The following is a 16,114-nucleotide window of genomic DNA, read 5'->3' as shown; positions in this document are numbered from 1 at the left end:
GAAAGCAGTCGGAGGTGGCAGGATGCCAAGTGAAAAGCAGGTCATTGCCTTGTGTGGCCGGGTAGGGAAAATATTATTGGAAAATGGGGCCGAAACCGGCCGCGTGGAAAGTACGGTCGAATATATCGGCGCCGCGGCTGGGGTGCCCATTTCATGTCACGCCGAAATGACCGCGATTTTTGTCGACGCCGACACCGATACCGCGACCCATTTGATTAAGGTGCGCACCAAGGACTTCAACCTGCGGCAAGTGGATCGCATCAACTCGTTATCCCGGGCGTTTACCAGCGGAACCATTGATTACGCCACCCTTGAAAGCCGCGTGACCACTATTGAATCCTCGCGCCGCGATTATTCCTGGCCGCAAAAAATCCTCGGTGCTGGTTTAGTGTCGGTGGCGCCGATGCTCCTGTTTCAAGCGACCTGGGCCGACCTCGGCCTCGCCTTTTTCGTCGGCATTGGCGGCTACCTCGCTTCGCAAGGGTTGGGTCGGCGCACAACGACCCCTTACATCAGTATTGGCCTCGGCGGCATGGTGATTGGCCTGCTGGCGACCCTGCTGCAGCGCCTCGGCATCGCGACCAGCGCCGATAATATTATTATTTCGGCCTTAATGCCCTTAGTGCCTGGCGTGGCCATCACCAATTCTCTGCGTGAGCTGATTGCCCGCCACACCATTTCTGGTTTGGTGCGAGCGATGGATGCCATCATGGTCGCCGGCGCGATTGGCGCCGGCGTGGTGGTCGGCAGTGCCTGCATCTCACTGCTCATGGGAGGCACGCTATGAGATTACTAATCGAACTGGTCGTCGCTTTTGCCTCCACGATTGGGTTTGGCATCATCACCAATATTCCCAAGCGCACTTTACTACCAGCTGGGATCACCGGCGCCTTGGCTTGGGTCGTGTATGTGGTGGTGGCTGGCCAGACGCCAAACCTGATTTTAACGAATCTGCTGGCGGCCACGACCATTGGCTTGCTCGCCAACATTGCCGCGATTTGGGTGAAAGCCCCAGTCAATGTCATGTACATCCCCAGCCTCGTGTCGCTGGTGCCAGGCGCGATTATCTATATGAGTATGAAAGATTTTACCCTCGGGCGCGAAACAGCGGCGCAAGCGGGTTTAGTCAAAACTTTGAGCATCGCCATCGGCCTGGCAGTGGGTTTTGTGATTGCAGAAGCGATCTTTAAGCCCATTCGCCGCCCGCTGCGCCACTGGTTCGAAGCGCGGCGATAACGCACCTTCGCACTCACTGGGGAACCGGTGGGTGTTTTTTGAAATCCGCAACAATTTTCTTTGAAAACTGGTGCATTTCAACTTTCAAAGCGGTGGGCTTTCCTCTAAGATAGTAAGGTATGTACCAGGGAGGAGTATCATCTTGAAAACATCGCGCTTAAGAGCTGGGCTTGAGCTCGCTACCGTGCTGGTGATCGTGGTTTTCGCGGTCATCGCCCTCATGCCGCAAACACCGCACCATGCGCATTACACCTTGGATTCTGGTCAAATCACCTATGATGGCCAGGTCTTCAAACATAAGTTCAGCGGCCAAGGCCAGTTGACGATGAAAAATGGCGACCGTTATAAGGGCAATTTCAAAGACGGGCGCTTCAATGGTCAAGGCACCTTCACTTCGCATGAAGGCTGGCGGTATACCGGCACCTTTAAGGCCGGCGCCGTCACCGGCAGTGGCACCTTAACCACGAAACAAAATCAGACATATCGGGGGTTCTTCAAAAATGGCCAGTACCACGCACAAACACATTAGAATCAAATGGTTCAGTCTTGTCCGCGTCACCGGCCTGGTGTTGGTTTTAACCTATCATTTTTTCCAAAATGAATACCCTGGCGGTTTTATCGGCGTTGATATCTTCTTCACCTTTTCCGGCTTTTTGATCAGCAGCCTGATGATTGATGAATTCGCTCGCACCCATACCTTTGGCTTACTGGCGTTTTATCGGCGGCGGTTCTACCGCATTGTGCCGCCGTTAGTCTTAGCCGTGCTGGTGGTGATTCCCTTCACGTTCTTGGTGGGCACCGACTTTATCACCAACATCGGTCAGCAGATTGCCGCGGCAGTGGGCTTTGTGACCAACTTCTTTGAAATCGCCACTGGCGGTTCCTACGAAAACAACTTCATCCCGCACTTATTCGTCCACACCTGGTCTTTAGCGGTGGAAATGCACTTTTACCTGATCTGGGGCGTGGTGGCTTACCTGCTCAGCCGCGTCTTCCAAAAGCGGCCTGAAACCGCCACGGCCCGCCGCACCGATTTTCGCATGGCGATGTTTGCCGTTTCGGGCGTCCTCGCCATCGTCACCTACTTGTTGATGGTGGTGCAGGCGCAAGGTCTGAAAGACTTCTCGCCGGTTTACTTCTCCAGTTTCACCCACAGCTTTCCATTCTTCGTCGGCGCCATGATTGGCACCTTGACCGGCGTGGCGGTGCTGCCGAATTGGTTCACCCAAAGCTTCAAGCGTATGAACGCTTGGGTGCCAGCCGCCGTGATGGCAGGCGCCGCAGCCCTGCTGATTGCGCTAGGGTTTGGGCTTGATTTCGACCAAATTGCCACCTACAACTATGGCCTGCTGGTGGCGACGTTGCTGGCTGGGGTCATGATTGTGGCAGCGCGGATTTTGCATGAAAAAACCCCGACCATTGCCGAACCTAAGGTGATTACCTTCCTGGCTGACATTTCTTACAGCTTATATCTCTACCACTGGCCGCTGTACGTGATCTTCTCCCACCGGATGGATAATACGCTCGCCGCTGGTCTGACCGTCCTCGTCGGCGGGGCGTTCTCAGCGTTGTCGTACTACATTATCGAACCCGTGATTGCTGGTCGCCAAGGCAAGTTTCTTCACTTCCGGCTGCCTGGTCGCTATGTGGCCGCCCCAGTCATCGTGGCTGCCTTAGCCCTCACCGCGGTTACTGTGCAACGCGTGCAAGCGGCGCCAGAACTATCGCATTTGGAACAAACCTTGTGGATCGGTGGCATTCAGCAAGACGTTGCCCAATACAACACCAATGAAAAAATCATCATGGCGGCGCATGATCCTAAGAAAACGGCCCAGGCCGACTTAATGGCCAAGGCTAAGCAAGACGCCGAGGCTGCTGCCAAGGCGCATCCGGACAGTTATGCCGCGGTCAATAAAAACAGCACCGCCGCGAAATATGGTATTCCGGCTGGGGTCACCATCATTGGCGATTCGGTCACGCTGGGCACGGCCCATTACTTAGGCCCGCATGTCGCGAACTCCGAGGTCAATGCCGCCGGGGACCGCAAGATGAACGAAGCCTATGATCTAATGATGCAGATGCAGCAAGCCGGCCAATTGCGCGAGTTCGTTGTCCTCAGCGTCGGGACCAACGCGCTGGATGATTACGCGCAGGTTTTGGACCGGGTCATTGCCGGCATCAAACCCGGTCACAAGTTGGTCTTCATGACGCCTTACAACGCTCAAGCCAGCCCCAGCTGGAACTCCAGCAAACTGGCAGAACTGGAACGCCAGCTGCCGGCCAAGTACAAGTGGATCACCATTGCGGACTGGGGCAAAATCGCCCCGCAGCATCCCCATGTCTTCAAAGGCACCGATGGCGTGCACTTCGGCGGGCATGACGATGGCGATGTGCTGTTTGCCCAAACCATCAATAATGGCCTGATTGAAGCGGCCAAGAAACCGGCAAAGAAATAAGCTTAGAAACAGTAAGGCCCTTCGGATTCACCATGAATCCGAAGGGCCTTCTTTTGTGCTAGTTTTGATTCAGGTACGTCACCATACCATACCCCACGCCGTTTTCGGTGTTAGGTTTGGTAATGAACTTGCCAACTTGCTTAATTTCCGGCGCCGCGTTGCCCATGACAATCGGCACCCCAACCATGTTCAGCATCGGCAGGTCATTGCCCCCATCGCCAAAGGCTGCGGTTTCTTCGCGCTTGAGGTTTTCTTTCGCCATCAAATAGGCAATGCCGCGCGACTTTTTGGCGTCCTGGGAAGTGATTTCTAGCCAAGCAGATCCAGAATGTTGCGCAGAAACGCCCGGATAATCAGCCTCAGCGAAAAAGGCCAGCATCTTGGCCATCACCGCTTCATCGAAGTTAATCAGCATGATTTTGAGAATGTGGCGCTCACCGGTGGCAAAGACCTCTTGATACGGCTTAATCGTCGGGTGCAAGCGGCTGACGCGAATTTCGCCTTCGATGTTTTCATCCATCCGTTCCGCATACCAGTCTTCCCCATCGTAATAACTCACCGACGTCGATGGAAAGCGCGCTAATACCGCCCCAATAATCGCCTGCGCGGTATCACTGGCCATGGCCGTTTCGGTCAAAATACGTTTGCCGGTGGCCGTCGGTTCAAAAATCATGCCGCCGTTAAAAGCAATCTGCGGTCCCGTCAAGTGCAGCACGTCAATGGCCTCGACCATTTCCCGCGGCGAGCGGGCCGACACGAGCGTCAGCGGCAACTGACTTTGCGCAATCAACGCCGCATTTGCCGGCGTCACCCGCCCTTCGTCATCGAGCAACGTGCCGTCCATATCCGTAAACACCCATTTGATCAATTAACCCACTCCTTGTCTGGTTGGCGCCTTGCGCCACTACTGCTTTCCATTGTGAAGGGCCTAGGCCAAGGCGTCAACCGTTCGTGCATAAATAACAAACTGCTTTCATCACCATTAGTTAGAAAATGACGCTTTCAAGTATGATTTAAGCCGCTGCGCCGTGCTTTCATCCAGGCATCAAGCTTGACTTGAAGGCCGTTTTCATTATACTAAGGCAGGTAAAGTGAGTGCTCACTCAAAGTCGAGGAGGGGCGAGATGAAACCAAAAATTCAAACCTACACCGCCTTTGACGCTGACCTGGTGCAAACCCGGGGGCAAGCCCAGCCGCTGCCGGCCAATTACGATTGGGCCCAGCGTCAAAGACCGATGCTCTATCGCCGGCTGCGGCAGCTCGGCAAGACCTACTGGCAAGCCAAGCTTCACGCCCGCTTCGTTAACCTCGCGCTCCTTCAACACGTTGACGGTAGCTTCTTCCTGTATGGCAATCATACCCAAGCCTTTGGTGACCCGTTCTTGCCAGCAGTGCTAAGCCCGCGGCCAGTGGCGACTTTAGCCGCCGCGGCGAATTTAACCGTTCCAGTGCTGGGGCCGCTGCTGCCGCATGCCGGCGCGTTGGTGCTACCAGAAACAGCTAGCCAAACGCGGCGCTTTATGACCCAACTCAAAAAGGTGGTGGGTGCCGGCACGCCGGTGGCCATTTACCCTGAAGCCCATGTTTGGCCGTATTACACTGGCATTCGGCCGTTTAAACCAGGGAGTTTTCACTACCCCGTCCAATTTAACCGGCCGGTATTCAGCTTCACGACCACTTATCAGCGCCATCACGTCACCATTTACCTCGATGGGCCCTTTACCCCTGACGAAAGTCTCCCGCTGCGGGCGAGGCGGGAACAGCTGGCCCAGCAAGTGCACGCCGCCATGCAGCGGCGCGCTCAAGCCAGTACCTATCAACATATTCAGTATCGGAGGCAGACGCCATGAATATTCTTTATTGCGGCGATGCCAGCGTTCAAAATGGGGTCTTGCTATCGGCGCTATCGTTGGCCCAGCACCAAGCGCCCCTGCACCTCTACCTCTTCACGGCGGCCTTAACGGTCAAAGGCGAGCGCAAGAGGGCGTTGACGCCGGCGGCTGCGACTGAACTGCAAACCGCGTTGCAGGAGGCCGATCCACGCAATACCGTGCAATTATTCGATCTCACCACTCTAGTGAACCAAGCCCCACCAAAGGCTAACTGGAACACGCGCTTCACACCTTACTGCATGCTGCGGCTGTACGCCGATTTGGTACCAGACTTGCCAGACCGGTTGCTTTACCTCGATGCTGACGTGCTGGCCCTCAAGCCGATGACGGCCTTTTACGAACAGCCGCTGACCACCACTGAATGTGTGGGCGTGCTGGATCATTACGGCCAGTGGTTCTTTCATCAACGCCTCGGCCGCGACTACATGAACTCCGGCGTGCTCTTATTGAACCTAGCCCTAATTCGCCAAACCGGCTTGTTTGCCGCCTGCCGTCAGCGCTGCACCACCCAGCGCATGTTCATGCCTGACCAAAGCGCGCTGAACAAACTGGCCCAGGGCAAACGCCTAGCGCCGCGCCGGTTTAATGATCAGCACGGCCCGCATGCCGATACCGTGCTGATGCATTTTTCCACCCGCCTGTCGTTTTGGCCGTGGTTCCATCCGGTCACTGTGAAGCCTTGGCAGGTTGAAGCGGCTCAGACGCTGCTCGGCGCTGCCACCCCGACCGCGCTTTATCGCCAATATGAAGCGATTTTAGCTACCAGAAAAGGATGATTTTTCATGACGCAACCCATCACCATTTTTTATGCTGTCGACGACCACTATGTCGACCCGCTGACCGTTTCGCTACGCTCGTTGGTGCAAAATGCCGACCCAGCCAAGCAATATCAGGTCATTATCTTAACCGAGCACCTGACCCCGGCGCATAAGGCGCAATTAAGCGCCCAGGCGACGGCCAACGTCAGTGTCGCTTTTCAATCGATTGTCGCTCGGCTGAAGACCCAGATTACCGATAAAGGCAACAAGCTGCGGGCAGACTATTTCACTTTCACCATCTACTTCCGGCTTTTCATCGCCGAACTGTATCCTGACCTCGACCGCGCGGTGTATCTCGACGCCGATACGGTGGTGTTAACGGATATTGCCAAGTTAACCGCCACGCCGCTCAACGGTGCCTTACTGGGCGCCGTGATTGACCCCTTCATGGCGGCCAATCCCGAAACCACCGCCTACACCAAGGAAAGCGTGGGCGTGGATGTGGCTGCGTACTGCAACTCTGGGGTGCTCCTGATGGACCTGCAGCAGCTGCGTGACCGCCATTTTGCTGAGCACTTTTTGACCTTGCTGAATACCTACCATTTCCACAGCCTGGCGCCGGACCAGGACTACATCAATGCCATTGCCCGTGACCGGCTGCTGCATCTGGATGAAAGCTGGAATGTTCAAGGCGAGCGGCCCATTGCCGAGCCAAAAGTGATTCACTACAACCTCTTTGACAAACCGTGGCATTATGCCAAGGTTCCGAATGATCAGTATTTTTGGCAATACGCAGACCAAATGCCGGCCGTGGCGCAAGCCCTGCGCCACACGCAACAAGCCTTCGGGCCCAAGCAGGTCGCAGCGGATCAAAAGCACCAAGCCGATTTAATCCAACTAGCCGTGACCACCAACGCAGAACCCGTGACCTTCGCTAGTATGGCTGCGGCCGGAAAGCAGGTGCAACTATGATTGAGCCCAATGTTGATCCGCACTTACCCGTGGTGAAAAATATCGAACAGGCCGTCCAAGAAGGCCGCTTCAATGATAAAGTAGAGGTGAACGATCCGAGCTTGCCGGCCAGTGAGCAAAAGGATGTCATCGCTAATTATTTGCGGCGCCAGCACACCTGGCGCCACCGCGTTAACAACGTGATTGTGCGCACTGGCATGAACCTGACCGCCCGCTGGCTTGGCCGCACCGTCACCATCACCGGCCAGGCGAATTTGGCTGGTGTGCACGGCGGCGCGATTGTCACCAGCAATCACTTCAGCCCCATGGAAAATCTCGTGGTGCGCAAAGGCCTGGGCTTACCACGGCTGTACATTGTCAGCCAAACCACTAATCTCAAAATGCCGGGCACGCTGGGCTATGTCTTCAACAACGCTGACATTCTGCCGATTGCGGCGGATGTCAATTACCTCGCGCATGAGTTTCCCGCGATGCTGGAAAAGGTGTTAGCCGCCGGCCGAGATGTGCTCATCTATCCCGAGCAAGAAATGTGGTACAACTACCGCAAACCGCGGCCGCCGAAGCGTGGGGCTTATTACTACGCGGCGCAATTCAATGTACCGATTATTTCGTGCTTCGTGGCCTTACACACCAGCAGTCGCCAGGTTTCCCCGGCGTTCAATGCCGTGTCCTATCAACTTGAAATTTTGAAGCCGATTTATCCGAATCCAACCAAAAGCGTGCGGGCCAACAGCATTGCCATGATGAATCAAGATTATCAGCAAAAATGCGCCGCCTATGAACGTGCCTATCACCGGCCGCTAAGCTACACCTTCAGCCCCGATGATATTGCCGGCTGGCGCCAGTAAGCTTTGGCGGGTGCCGCCGAGAAAGAGGAGCTCATGTCTAATTTAACCTTATTCGAATCCGCGCATGTCCTCGCTGGCTATACCCAAAAGCAGCGCCAAATTCTTGATGCCGCGATTTCAGTGTTCGCCGAAAAAGGCTATGCCGGCGCCAGCACTCATGAAATCGCCAAACGCGCCGGGGTCGCAGAAGGCAATATCTTCGCCCGTTTCGGCAGTAAGCGGGGTCTCTTGAATGCGGTGATCAAGCCGATTATCAATCAGATTTTCCCCAACGCGATGGCGGAAATGATTCAAAATCAGCTCAACCTCCCCTTCCCCAGCCTCGCCGATTTTTGCCGAGAGCTGGTGACCGGCCGCTTGCATCTGTTGCGGGACAACACGGCAGTGGTCAAAGTTTTCGTCACTGAGCTCTTCAGCCAGGAACAAATTCGCGAGCTGATCATTCAGCGGTTTAGCGATGATTACTGGGTGCAACTCACCGCGACCTTGGATCAGCTCAAAGCCCACGGCCAGCTGGTGCAATGGGACAATCATGCCATTATGAAATGCCTGTGGTCGATTGTTGGCGGAACGGCAGTCGGCGCCTTATATTTTGGGCAGCCACTAGATGATCAAAGCATTGGCCTCACCGTTGAAGCCGCCATCAAGGCGCTGACGCCGTAATGCCCTTTCAAACAGCAGACTTGAAGACGCTAACTAGCGCCTTTTTTTGTTGGCTAAGGGTTGGTTCTGAATTGCCCAAACCGGGTTAATGTTCGGGTTTTGGTCAAAAATGAAAGTTTCCATGAAAAAATGCCGTAAATTTGCCATTGTTCATAAAGACACGAACATTGTTTGAACATTTTACGAAATTATCCTTGAAATTAGCGATTTGGACTCCTATACTGATTTTGAAAAGCGAAGGCCGGTCATCGACGCCTGATCAGCGCCGCCGATTTTTTCGGCAAATGTTCGGTTTTTGCTTGCTGAGCTGCTCGGACACTAATACTTTTGTGGGGGACTAATAATGAAGTTCTGGAAAGCACTTGCCGCGTTGAGCACCGCCGCCATTGCCGCCGTTTCCTTGGCCGCTTGTGGCAGTAAAGCCGCTACCAAAAGCAGCGACAGCTACACACCAAAGACTTTGAACATTCAATTCGTGCCATCATCTAACGCCAACACCTTGGAAGCCAAGGCCAAGCCGCTGGAAGGCCTGCTCAAGAAGCAACTGGGCATTCCCGTTAAAGTTTCTGTTTCCACCAACTACAATTCCATTGTTGAAGCCATGAAATCGAAACAAGTGGATGTCGGCTTCCTGCCACCTGATGGTTATGTCCAAGCCCACAAGCAAAAAGCCGCCGACGTGCTTCTCATGGCCCAGCGTTACGGCATCAAGCAGCCTGGTGGCAAGAGCACCGGTAAGTTGGTCAACTACTACAACTCCATGATCCTGGTTAAGAAAGGCAGCAGCATCAAGTCCTGGAAGGATTTGAAAGGCAAGAACATCGCCGTGCAAGATGTCACCAGTTCTGCCGGCTACATCTGGCCGATTGCTGAAATCAAAGAAAAAGGCCTCGACTTGGTTAAGGATGCTAAGTTGACCACCGTTACCGGCCACGACCAAGGCGTCATGTCCGTCTTGAACGGCGACACCGATGCCGCCTTCGTCTTTGAGGATGCCCGGACGATCGTGCAAAAAGATGTGCCTGACATCATGAACAAAGTGGTGCCAATCTACATCACCAAGAAGCCGATTCCTAACGATACGATTTCGGTACGTTCCGATATGAGCAAAGCCTTCCGCACTAAGTTAGCCAAAGCCTTCAAGGCCGTGGCGAAGAGCAAGAAAGGTCACCAAATCATCTCTGAAATCTACTCCCATGAGGGCTATGTCAGTGCCAAAGACAGCGACTTCAATGTGGTTCGGAAGTACGACAAGATTTCAGACAGCATCACCAACAACAAGTAAGCATGCGAAGCGTTTGCAAAGAAGCTAGGCTCGCCTAGCTTTTTTTGTGGGACGGCCACGGAGGCAATTAGTTATGAAACAAGAAGCGACCCCTGTCATTGAATTCGATCACGTGAGCAAAATCTATGAAAACGGCGTGGTTGGGCTCAAAGACATCAATTTAACCATCATGCCCGGCGAATTCGTCGTGGTAGTCGGCTTAAGCGGCGCCGGCAAAAGCACCCTGATGCGCGCTGTGAACCGGCTGCACGATATCAGCCAAGGTGATATTCGGATTGACGGCGACTCCATCACCAAAGCCAAAGGCAAAAAGCTGCGGCAAATTCGCCGAAAAATCGGGATGATTTTTCAGAATTTCAATTTGATCAACCGGGCCACTGTCCTGCGCAACGTGCTCACCGGCCGCGTCGGCTATTACCCGACCTGGAAAATGGTGTTCGGCCTGTTCTCCCCTGAAGACAAGCAGCGCGCCTATCAGGCCTTGCAAACCGTTGAACTCGCAGATAAGGTCTACACCCGCGCCGATCAGCTCTCCGGTGGTCAGCAGCAGCGCGTCTCCATTGCCCGCGCGTTGACCCAAGCGCCAAGCTTGATCCTGGCAGATGAACCAATCGCCAGCCTGGACCCAGAAACCACCCGCCGCGTCATGGATGACCTCAAACGTATCAACCAGGAACTGGGTATGACGGTGCTAGTCAACTTGCACCAAGTCGATCTGGCCCAAGCTTATGGCAGCCGCATCATCGGTATTCGGGCCGGGGAAAAGGTCTTTGACGGCCCAGTCAGTGAAGCCACTAGTGCCGTCTTCGATGAGATCTACAACGGCGCAGAAGCGGAGGGCTAACATGGAAGACTTGTTGCCAAAACAAAAACTCAACTGGCATAAATGGGCACTCACCGCAGTGCTGCTGGTGGCGCTGGTGTGGTCGGCTTTCATTACCGATGCGCATCTCGGCTTGTTTTTCACCAACTTTAGCCAGTTCACCGAACTCTTTGTGGAAATGGCGCATGTGGATTGGGCCTACACCGGCTACACCTTGGAGCCGATGCTGCAAACCATCAAAATGTCGATTATCGGCACCTTGTTGGGCTCGGCCCTGGCCTTTCCTTACGCCTTGCTGGTGTCGCGGAACATTGTCACCAATAAAGTCGTCGTGGGCGTGTTCCGTTTCATCCTCAACATTGTCCGCACCATTCCTGACCTGATGCTCGCCGCCTTGTTCGTGGCGGTGGTCGGCATCGGGCCAGTGGCTGGGATTTTCGCCTTAACGATTTTCACCTTTGGCATGGTCAGCAAGCTGTTTTACGAAGCGATTGAAACCATCGATCCTGGGCCGCTTGAAGCCTTGCGCGCCGCTGGCGGCAACCGCATTGAAATTATCCGCTTCGCGGTGTTCCCCCAGATTGCCAACTATTTTGTTAGCTATGTGCTGTATGCCTTTGAAATCAACGTCCGGGCCAGCACCGTGCTGGGTTACATGGGCGCCGGCGGGATTGGGGTTTACCTGCAGCAGGCCCTGTCGATGTTCCGCTATGACCGGGTCGGCGTGATTGTGCTGGTCATCTTCGTGGTGGTGTTAGCCATCGATTATGTCAGTGGTAAAACAAGGGAGGCGCTCCTATGACAGAATTGAAACTCCCTAATCCCCCGGCGCAGCGCCGCTGGGGCAAGGTGCTTGCGGCCGTGATTTTTGTCGGCTTAGTCATCTGGGCGTTCACTGGCATGCCGGCGTTCAGTATCAAAGCCAACGCCGTCATGGTCACCAAATCGATCGGCGAAGGCCTGATTCATCCCGATTGGGCCTATGTCTGGACCGGCGATGGCGAGGATCTGACCTCCACCCTGCTGGAGACCTTGGGGATTGCCATTCTCGGGACCTTCATCTCCGCGGTGATTTCCCTACCGTTTGCCTTTTGGGCGGCGCACACCAAGCACAAGTTCTGGCTAGTGACGCGCTCTGGGAAGTTCGTCTTAACCGCCATTCGCACCTTCCCTGAAATCGTCTTGGCCTTGATGTTCATCAAAGCCGTCGGGCCAGGATCCTTTGCCGGTGTGCTGGCGGTGGGCTTCCATAGTATCGGCATGCTCGCCAAGCTGTTCTCCGAAGCCATCGAAAACATGAACGGTGGCGCCGGTGAAGCCGTCACGGCTGCTGGTGGGAGCGCGCTGGATGTCACCATGCTCGCCAGCTTACCGCAGCTCCTGCCAGAATTCGTCTCAAACACGCTTTACCGCTTCGAACTGGCCATCCGGTCTGCTTCCATCTTGGGGATGGTCGGAGCCGGCGGGGTCGGGACCCCGCTGATTTTCGCGATTCAAACCCGGTCGTGGCCGCGGGTTGCCATTATCTTGTATGGCATCATCGTGCTGGTCACCGCTACCGACTGGCTTTCCGGGGCCTTGCGGAAGCGGCTCGTTTAACAGTTACTATGCATATTGCCTCAAGGACTGGCTTCAACGCCAGTCCTTGAGGTTTTTTGAATCCGACGGGCTAAAAATTCTGGGCCAGAACAATCATGAAGATTGGATTTGACAATCATGGTATTCGCGGGTATGTTTAATTAGAAGTTTCAAATACGATGATAAGGAGGACATTTCGCATGACGGCATCTAAAAAGTTCATAACTAAATTGAATGCACGTCGACTGTCGTTTGTCCGCCAACGCCTCTAGTTTGAGGCAATCCATTCAGGTCAGGTAGCCAGTCGAGGTGCGACTGGCTTTTTTGATGCCAAAATTCTTGACATCACCCAACCTGGAGGACTTTTATTGAAAAATACAGCAGTACCATCGTTTCGTTTGAATCACTATTTTCGGTAAGCCCGGCGCTTGGGCCTCACTGTGACCTTCTGGCTCCTCATCAACGCTTTAGCCAATACGGCATACGGCGTGGCGTTGGGCCGGGCGCTGACTGCGCTGGGTCAACATGCGACGGGCACTTTTCTGACGTGGCTGGGTATCACCACCGCGGCCTTAACAGTTTACGCCGCACAGCGGTATTTCGAACCAGTGGCGGAAATGCGAGCCAATGAACAAATGGCTTTAAACATCCGGCGCGATTTGACCACCCGGCTCGCGCACACCAACACCAAGCAATTTCATGCCCACCCGGTGCCTGATTACACCTCATGGCTGACCAATGATCTCACCACCATTACTGAATACGGGTTTGAGAACTCCTGGCTGGCCTTGGAACAAGCATTGAATGTGGTCTTTGCCGGCGTGACGTTACTCCATTACCACTGGAGCTTGTTTGTCGCCGTCTTGGCATTAACCGGACTCATGCTGCTGGTGCCAAAGGCGTTCGTGGGCAAAATGAATGCCGCCAACGCCGCTGTCTCGCAAGCCAATGCGCGGTTAACCACGGTGGTCACTGATTTACTGAACGGCTTCGATCAACTCTTTATGCTCAATCAGACCCGTCACCTCCCTGGTCAAACCACGGCAGAGAGTCGGCACCTGCTCAGCAAGCGGGTGGCCTACGCCAAAGCTAGCAGCCGGTTTTACGCGGTGAACATCGCCGTCAACTTCTTTTGCCAACTCGTTATACTGGCACTAACCGGCTGGCTTTATTTTCAGGGCAAAATCCCGCTGGGCGTTTTTTCCACCAGTCAGATTTTATCTGGCACGATTTTTTCCAGTTTGACCGGCCTGACGGAAAACCTGGCCGAACGCCAAACCGCTCAGCCGCTACTGGATAAGTTTGCGGCGCTCCCAACCGCGGATCTCGCGGCCGGCCAACCGCTGACGTCGCTGAAAACTGCCCTAACTCTGGAGCAGGTTGGCTTTGCTTATCCAGGCCACCCGGCCACGCTCAACCAGCTGACTTACCAGTTTACCGCCGGCGGCCGCTACGCCATCGTTGGCCCCTCCGGTGTTGGTAAAAGTACCCTCTTAGCGCTGCTGGCCGGGAAACTTACCCCCACTGCTGGGACGATTAGCTTTGATGGTCAAAATCTCACCGCCATCGCGCCCATGGCCTTGCATCAACAGGTGGCAGTGGTTGATCAACAGCCGCTTCTGTTTAATCGTAGTTTGCGCTTCAACCTGACTTTAGACACCACAGACAGCGGGGCTGACCTAGGGCCGGTGCTAGCGGCGACTGGGCTGGACCCGCTAGTGGCCAGTTTACCTGAAGGCTTGGACACTGTGATTGATTACGCCAGTGCCAATTTATCCGGCGGTCAACGCCAGCGCATTGCCTTGGCTAGGGCTCTGCTCGCCAAGCGCTCAGTGCTACTGCTGGATGAAGCGACGGCCAATCTGGACCCCGCTTCGGTGCAAGCCATCACCAAAACGGTTTTGACTTGGCCTGACGTCACGGTGATTATGGTCACCCACCACCTGACCGAAGCGCTCGCGGCGCAACTAGATGGCATCTTAACGCTCACGCCGCAGCAGTGAGGGACAACTTCTGCTTGGAATGGACGATTACACCCGGCGTTTGCTGGTGTACAATTAGATTAACCACAAGTTCAGAGGAGAAGTCGGATGTTAAAACGCTTGGGACAAGTACTCGCCGCGTTGATCTTACTCGCGGTCATCGCTGCCGGCCTGACGGTGGCGGCGCCGCATCGGCAAGGCGCTAGCCATGAACTCACCACCAGTAAAACCCCGGTGCTGTGGGTGCTGTCGGATTCGCATTTCATCACCCCGCAGTTGCATGATCAAGGCGAGGCCTTCACGGAAATCAAACAGTCAGCGGCAGGCAAAGATATCCAGCATCAACCTGTCGCCATCAAGGCCCTCGTGCACGCGGCGTTAACCGCAAAGCCGCGGCCTACCGCCGTGATTTTGACTGGCGATGTCACCTTTAACGGTGAACGCGCCAGCGCGGAGGACCTGGCCAAGCGCCTGGCGCCGCTGCAAGCCGCTGGCATTCATGTGCTGGCCATCCCTGGCAATCACGATATCTACGACGGCTGGGCCCGCAAATATAAGGGCAAAAACCAGTACAAGGTGCCGCAAATCAGCCCCACCGAGTGGCGCCGCATTTTTAGTGATGGCTATCAAAGCGAAATTGCTGAAGATCCGGCTTCGCTGAGCTACACGATTGCACTGAATGCGAACTATCAACTGATTATGTTGGATTCCAACATCTACACCATTCAGCCGTCCAATCGCAACCCGAACACTGGCGGTGAACTGAAACCAGCCACCATGAGTTGGCTGAAAACGCAGCTGGCCGCGGGCAAAAAGGCCGGTCGCACCAGCCTGGTGTTCATGCACCACAACCTTTACCAACATAATCATGTCGTGTCGACGGGCTATGTGCTGAACAATGCCAAAGCGCTGCGCAAATTGCTCACCCGCTATCAAGTGCCGGTGCTGTTCTCTGGCCACATCCACGCCCAAGACGTGATGGCAGGCGGTGATGGTGAGCCCGTCGAAGTGGTCAATGGCTCTTATTCAATCTCACCCGCTGGCTATGGCGTGGTGCAACTCACCAGCAAGGACCTGACCTACACCCGCAAGCAGGCCGACCTCACCCCAGTCTTGACGGCTAAGCAAAAGCAGAACCCGGAACTGGCGCACTACCAGCGTTACTTGAAAAAGCTGTTCCTGCAAAATGGTGAAGGTCTCGCGGTCCAAAGCCTCTACAACCGCCCTGGCATCACCGAAGCTGACTTAGACGCCGGCATGCACTTCATGGGTGAACTCAACTGGCGCTTCTTCACCGGTCAAGATCACATCTCAGATGCTGAAGTCAAAGCCCTCAAGGAAACTCGCGGTTATCAGGTGGACGCCAAAACCGCCTCGCTGAAACGCTACATCAACACGATTATTCAGGATACGAATATGAATGATTTGCATTTCACCATCAAAACTAAATAATCAACCACCGGCGGCTAAAATAGTCGCCGGTTTTTTTGACGAGACGGATTTACAATTCAAGTGCAACAAATTAGTCAAATAGAAAAGACTCATAGCCTGAGTCCTTGTAAAATGGAATCACCACAACACCAACTACAAGGAGAACTCGGCTATGAGTCCGTACACCCAT

General features: G+C 54.5%; 16 protein-coding genes. 15 read left to right on the top strand and 1 reads right to left on the bottom strand.

All coding sequences use genetic code 11. From position 1 onward, the window contains the following. The first annotated feature begins 22 nt into the window (after positions 1-22). From AAA927_RS11705 to AAA927_RS11690, 4 genes are all read left to right on the top strand, one after another. The gene (locus tag AAA927_RS11705; RefSeq protein WP_338217996.1) at positions 23-787 is read left to right on the top strand and encodes a threonine/serine exporter family protein; all 765 of its coding nucleotides are present in this window, start codon (positions 23-25) and stop codon (positions 785-787) included. Further along, the gene (locus AAA927_RS11700; protein WP_338217995.1) at positions 784-1,236 is read left to right on the top strand and encodes a threonine/serine exporter family protein; all 453 of its coding nucleotides are present in this window, start codon (positions 784-786) and stop codon (positions 1,234-1,236) included. Before AAA927_RS11705 ends, AAA927_RS11700 begins: the two co-directional genes overlap by 4 nt. Before the next feature lie 142 nt (positions 1,237-1,378). Continuing rightward, positions 1,379-1,765, top strand: coding sequence for an MORN repeat-containing protein (locus AAA927_RS11695; protein WP_338217994.1), 387 nt, complete (start codon positions 1,379-1,381; stop codon positions 1,763-1,765). Then, positions 1,737-3,692 carry an acyltransferase family protein gene (locus tag AAA927_RS11690; protein WP_435891529.1) on the top strand — a complete coding sequence of 652 codons (1,956 nt, stop codon included), beginning with the start codon at positions 1,737-1,739 and terminating at the stop codon, positions 3,690-3,692. The genes AAA927_RS11695 and AAA927_RS11690 overlap by 29 nt, the downstream gene beginning before the upstream one ends. 58 nt (positions 3,693-3,750) lie before the next feature. Here AAA927_RS11690 and AAA927_RS11685 read toward each other — a convergent pair whose 3' ends face one another. Next, a complete protein-coding gene (locus tag AAA927_RS11685) occupies positions 3,751-4,560 on the bottom strand; it encodes an HAD family hydrolase (protein WP_338217993.1) in 810 nt (269 codons plus the stop codon). Between the two features lie 256 nt (positions 4,561-4,816). Between AAA927_RS11685 and AAA927_RS11680 the strand changes: the two genes are divergently transcribed. The 11 genes from AAA927_RS11680 to AAA927_RS11630 all read left to right on the top strand — a co-directional run bounded on the left by AAA927_RS11680 (position 4,817) and on the right by AAA927_RS11630 (position 15,945). After that, complete coding sequence (locus AAA927_RS11680; RefSeq protein WP_338217992.1) at positions 4,817-5,542, top strand: lysophospholipid acyltransferase family protein; 726 nt, start codon at positions 4,817-4,819, stop codon at positions 5,540-5,542. Then, positions 5,539-6,360 (top strand): glycosyltransferase, encoded by an 822-nt coding sequence (locus tag AAA927_RS11675; protein ID WP_338217991.1) that lies wholly within the window; start codon positions 5,539-5,541, stop codon positions 6,358-6,360. Before AAA927_RS11680 ends, AAA927_RS11675 begins: the two co-directional genes overlap by 4 nt. Before the next feature lie 6 nt (positions 6,361-6,366). Continuing rightward, a complete protein-coding gene (locus tag AAA927_RS11670) occupies positions 6,367-7,314 on the top strand; it encodes a glycosyltransferase family 8 protein (RefSeq protein WP_338217990.1) in 948 nt (315 codons plus the stop codon). Next, on the top strand, positions 7,311-8,162 hold the full coding sequence (locus AAA927_RS11665) for a lysophospholipid acyltransferase family protein (protein ID WP_338217989.1): 852 nt from the start codon (positions 7,311-7,313) through the stop codon (positions 8,160-8,162). Before AAA927_RS11670 ends, AAA927_RS11665 begins: the two co-directional genes overlap by 4 nt. Positions 8,163-8,195: 33 nt before the next feature. Beyond that, the gene (locus AAA927_RS11660) at positions 8,196-8,825 is read left to right on the top strand and encodes a TetR/AcrR family transcriptional regulator (RefSeq protein WP_338217988.1); all 630 of its coding nucleotides are present in this window, start codon (positions 8,196-8,198) and stop codon (positions 8,823-8,825) included. A gap of 343 nt (positions 8,826-9,168) precedes the next feature. Then, positions 9,169-10,110, top strand: a complete 942-nt coding sequence (locus AAA927_RS11655; RefSeq protein ID WP_338217987.1) for a phosphate/phosphite/phosphonate ABC transporter substrate-binding protein — start codon at positions 9,169-9,171, stop codon at positions 10,108-10,110. 73 nt (positions 10,111-10,183) lie between these two features. Then, a complete protein-coding gene (phnC, locus tag AAA927_RS11650) occupies positions 10,184-10,954 on the top strand; it encodes a phosphonate ABC transporter ATP-binding protein (protein ID WP_338217986.1) in 771 nt (256 codons plus the stop codon). Position 10,955: 1 nt separating this feature from the next. Next, the gene (phnE, locus tag AAA927_RS11645; protein ID WP_236000410.1) at positions 10,956-11,735 is read left to right on the top strand and encodes a phosphonate ABC transporter, permease protein PhnE; all 780 of its coding nucleotides are present in this window, start codon (positions 10,956-10,958) and stop codon (positions 11,733-11,735) included. Then, positions 11,732-12,532, top strand: a complete 801-nt coding sequence (gene phnE / locus AAA927_RS11640) for a phosphonate ABC transporter, permease protein PhnE (RefSeq protein WP_338217985.1) — start codon at positions 11,732-11,734, stop codon at positions 12,530-12,532. The genes phnE (AAA927_RS11645) and phnE (AAA927_RS11640) overlap by 4 nt, the downstream gene beginning before the upstream one ends. 419 nt (positions 12,533-12,951) lie before the next feature. After that, positions 12,952-14,514, top strand: a complete 1,563-nt coding sequence (locus AAA927_RS11635) for an ABC transporter ATP-binding protein (protein WP_338217984.1) — start codon at positions 12,952-12,954, stop codon at positions 14,512-14,514. 87 nt (positions 14,515-14,601) lie between these two features. Further along, positions 14,602-15,945, top strand: coding sequence for a metallophosphoesterase (locus AAA927_RS11630; RefSeq protein ID WP_338217983.1), 1,344 nt, complete (start codon positions 14,602-14,604; stop codon positions 15,943-15,945). The last annotated feature ends 169 nt before the right edge of the window (positions 15,946-16,114 follow it).

The organism is Lacticaseibacillus salsurivasis (assembly GCF_036246225.1).
Classification (GTDB): Bacteria; Bacillota; Bacilli; order Lactobacillales; family Lactobacillaceae; genus Lacticaseibacillus; species Lacticaseibacillus salsurivasis.
Note: the sequence above shows the minus strand (reverse complement) of the source record. Positions and strands in the feature narration are given on the sequence as shown.

Bases quoted from the DNA above. Each gene is read 5' to 3' on its own strand.
- AAA927_RS11690 (WP_435891529.1), top strand. From the start codon at position 1,737: ATGGCCAGTACCACGCACAAACACATTAGAATCAAATGGTTCAGTCTT.
- AAA927_RS11675 (WP_338217991.1), top strand. From the start codon at position 5,539: ATGAATATTCTTTATTGCGGCGATGCCAGCGTTCAAAATGGGGTCTTG.
- AAA927_RS11655 (WP_338217987.1), top strand. From the start codon at position 9,169: ATGAAGTTCTGGAAAGCACTTGCCGCGTTGAGCACCGCCGCCATTGCC.
- AAA927_RS11670 (WP_338217990.1), top strand. From the start codon at position 6,367: ATGACGCAACCCATCACCATTTTTTATGCTGTCGACGACCACTATGTC.
- phnE (WP_236000410.1), top strand. From the start codon at position 10,956: ATGGAAGACTTGTTGCCAAAACAAAAACTCAACTGGCATAAATGGGCA.
- AAA927_RS11700 (WP_338217995.1), top strand. From the start codon at position 784: ATGAGATTACTAATCGAACTGGTCGTCGCTTTTGCCTCCACGATTGGG.
- AAA927_RS11630 (WP_338217983.1), top strand. From the start codon at position 14,602: ATGTTAAAACGCTTGGGACAAGTACTCGCCGCGTTGATCTTACTCGCG.
- AAA927_RS11665 (WP_338217989.1), top strand. From the start codon at position 7,311: ATGATTGAGCCCAATGTTGATCCGCACTTACCCGTGGTGAAAAATATC.
- AAA927_RS11705 (WP_338217996.1), top strand. From the start codon at position 23: ATGCCAAGTGAAAAGCAGGTCATTGCCTTGTGTGGCCGGGTAGGGAAA.
- AAA927_RS11680 (WP_338217992.1), top strand. From the start codon at position 4,817: ATGAAACCAAAAATTCAAACCTACACCGCCTTTGACGCTGACCTGGTG.
- phnC (WP_338217986.1), top strand. From the start codon at position 10,184: ATGAAACAAGAAGCGACCCCTGTCATTGAATTCGATCACGTGAGCAAA.
- AAA927_RS11660 (WP_338217988.1), top strand. From the start codon at position 8,196: ATGTCTAATTTAACCTTATTCGAATCCGCGCATGTCCTCGCTGGCTAT.
- phnE (WP_338217985.1), top strand. From the start codon at position 11,732: ATGACAGAATTGAAACTCCCTAATCCCCCGGCGCAGCGCCGCTGGGGC.